The 2149-nt window shown below is 55.4% G+C and carries 2 protein-coding genes and 2 pseudogenes; all 4 read left to right on the forward strand.

Annotated elements, in window-relative coordinates:
• Window positions 1-276: pseudogene (locus tag AM629_RS20905) on the forward strand (T6SS phospholipase effector Tle1-like catalytic domain-containing protein); the annotation flags it as partial.
• Window positions 273-530: a PAAR domain-containing protein gene (locus AM629_RS20910; RefSeq protein WP_054481716.1), complete on the forward strand. Its 258-nt coding sequence runs from the start codon at window positions 273-275 to the stop codon at window positions 528-530. The pseudogene AM629_RS20905 and the gene AM629_RS20910, both read left to right, overlap by 4 nt.
• On the forward strand, window positions 527-1678 hold the full coding sequence (locus AM629_RS20915; RefSeq protein ID WP_054481718.1) for a KPHS_23130 family T6SS system protein: 1152 nt from the start codon (window positions 527-529) through the stop codon (window positions 1676-1678). Before AM629_RS20910 ends, AM629_RS20915 begins: the two co-directional genes overlap by 4 nt.
• A pseudogene (locus AM629_RS20920) lies at window positions 1659-2149 on the forward strand (ImcF-related family protein); the annotation flags it as partial. The gene AM629_RS20915 and the pseudogene AM629_RS20920, both read left to right, overlap by 20 nt.

Raw genomic sequence — 2149 nt, forward strand, 5'->3', positions numbered from 1 at the left:
CGGAAAAAAATCGGCAACATGATGGCGAATGCCATCAACGAAACTCACGCCACGCAGCTGGAAGTGAGCGTACACGATTTATCCACCCAAGAACTTATTCCCATGTTACCGGACGCGGAGCAGACCAAGGCATTCACCCATAATGTGGGTGAGGTGACCCGTCAGCAGAGACAGTTTATCGAAGAACGACGCATGCAAATCGCCAAAGAGAAGCTCAAAGCGCGTTGGGCTGGCAAGATTCTGGAACTGCCCCCGCGAGGAGGGCCTGAGCAATGAAGAACGTGATCCGTCAGGGCGACAGCCTACGCGAGTACGGTGGCAAGGTCTTATCCGGCCATTACCTCTGTTTTGGTCAACCAATCGCCTGTCAGGGCGATCCGGTTCAGTGTAACCATCACGGCATGACCACGATTGCGCAAGGCAGTGCCGCCTGCCTGATCGATGGCAAGCCCGTGGCATTAGACGGCCATCGTTGTGAATGTGGCTGTACGCTGGTGAGTTCCGGTCCCGATTATCAGGTGGTGTCATGAAAGTCTATCCCACCTTTCTGCCCTATCGTCAGGCTTCACCGCCCCGCGTTAAACGCTGGTTGGCCGCCGGGGCTGGCGGGGTATTGCTGGTCAGTAACCTCGTCGCGCTGATAAGACCTGACATCGGTGATGCTTCGGCCTTGTACGCCATGATCCCCGGACTGGCGGCGTTATGGCTGTTATGTCTGCTATTCCGCTGGCTGTTTTACCGTTTTGCCCGGCATAACGCCTGGATTTATCAGCAACAGGTTGAGTGGGTGCAGCAACATTGGTGGCGTAAACATCGTCAGCAGATTGCGCTGACGGACTGGGTGTTAGTCGGGCCGCCAGGGATCACGCCTGATGTGTGGCTGAGTGTGATTAATCAGTCCCAGAGTCATCGTCGCCCGGAACCCATCAAGGAGGCGCAGGGTCAGGCGGTGCGTCTCCGGCGTTCCGGTGTCGTTGACATCGAACAACGAGAAATCCAGCTGGCGAAAATGGCGGTGAATCAGTGGCAGAGTCAGCATCAGGCGCCCCTGAAGTGTACGCCTCTGCACTGTTACTGGCTCGGTTCTGAGGCGACCTGGCAGGGATTTGCCGCCCAGATGGCGGTGCAGTTTCCTGATGTGGTGTTACCCGAACAGCCGCAATACTGGCGCGGTATTGATACCCTGGATGAGATGACTGACCGGCTGAATGCGACAACGGGCAGTAAGGCGACTATTTTGTGCGCCGGCTGTCAGTGTGTCGCCAGTGAAGCGGGATCAGCCTTGCCTGCCGGTGAAGCGGCTTTTATCTGGTTACTGAAAAAAACCGGCAATGTGGCGTTGACCCGCGGTGAATATTTTCAGGCTCAGGATGATGAACCGGTTATGGATGTGGCAGCCCGGGCGCTGGTACAGGCAGATATCCCGCAGCCACCGGAACCGTGTTTTCTGTTTTCCCAGCCGGACGAGCTTGCACTGGAAAAGACCGGCTGGAATATCACTCAACATGTACAGGATCTCAATTGGGGCAATATTAACGAGATGGAAGCGGTAGTGGTGCAAACCCTGGCGGCTATCTCGGCGGAAAATACCGGTCAGCCCTGTGGCTGGTTGGCCCGCGATCCTCAACACACTTTAGCGTTTGGAATAGTGAAATCTTATGAAACTGCAAGAAAATAAATTACAACCGGTTTCGGTGGTAAATACACTCATCTTACTGGTGGGAACCATTACCCTGCTGGTGACGTTCGCCAGTCTGGGATGGTGGTTTTGGGGAGAACATCAAACCACCGATACCGAGACGCTCAATCATTTGTTACGGGCTGCTGGAATAGCCTGGGTATTCATCGTGGTGGTGAGTATGCTGGGTTTTATCACGGTCACCTTGTTTGTCAAAGACAAAGTCACGGAGCCGGAGCCGGGTCCACCATTGGCTGCTCCGGTCAGTAAACAGTTTGATTACGATGAATTGGGCGCCCGCCTGCACCGTCGTTATGGCCGGCTCTGGGGATTCAGGGTGCGTATCTTACTGGTGATGGGCGAGGTGGAACAGGTGGAAGCCATTGCGCCGGGGCTGACGACCCAACACTGGCTGGAGGGGCATCGTACTTTGCTGGTGTACGGCGGCAGTTTACAAACTGAACCGGATGC

It is taken from the genome of Photorhabdus heterorhabditis (assembly GCF_001280945.1).
Taxonomy (GTDB): Bacteria; Pseudomonadota; Gammaproteobacteria; order Enterobacterales; family Enterobacteriaceae; genus Photorhabdus; species Photorhabdus heterorhabditis.

Coding starts and splice junctions, on each gene's coding strand:
- AM629_RS20910 (WP_054481716.1), top strand. CDS start 273: ATGAAGAACGTGATCCGTCAGGGCGACAGCCTACGCGAGTACGGTGGC.
- AM629_RS20915 (WP_054481718.1), top strand. CDS start 527: ATGAAAGTCTATCCCACCTTTCTGCCCTATCGTCAGGCTTCACCGCCC.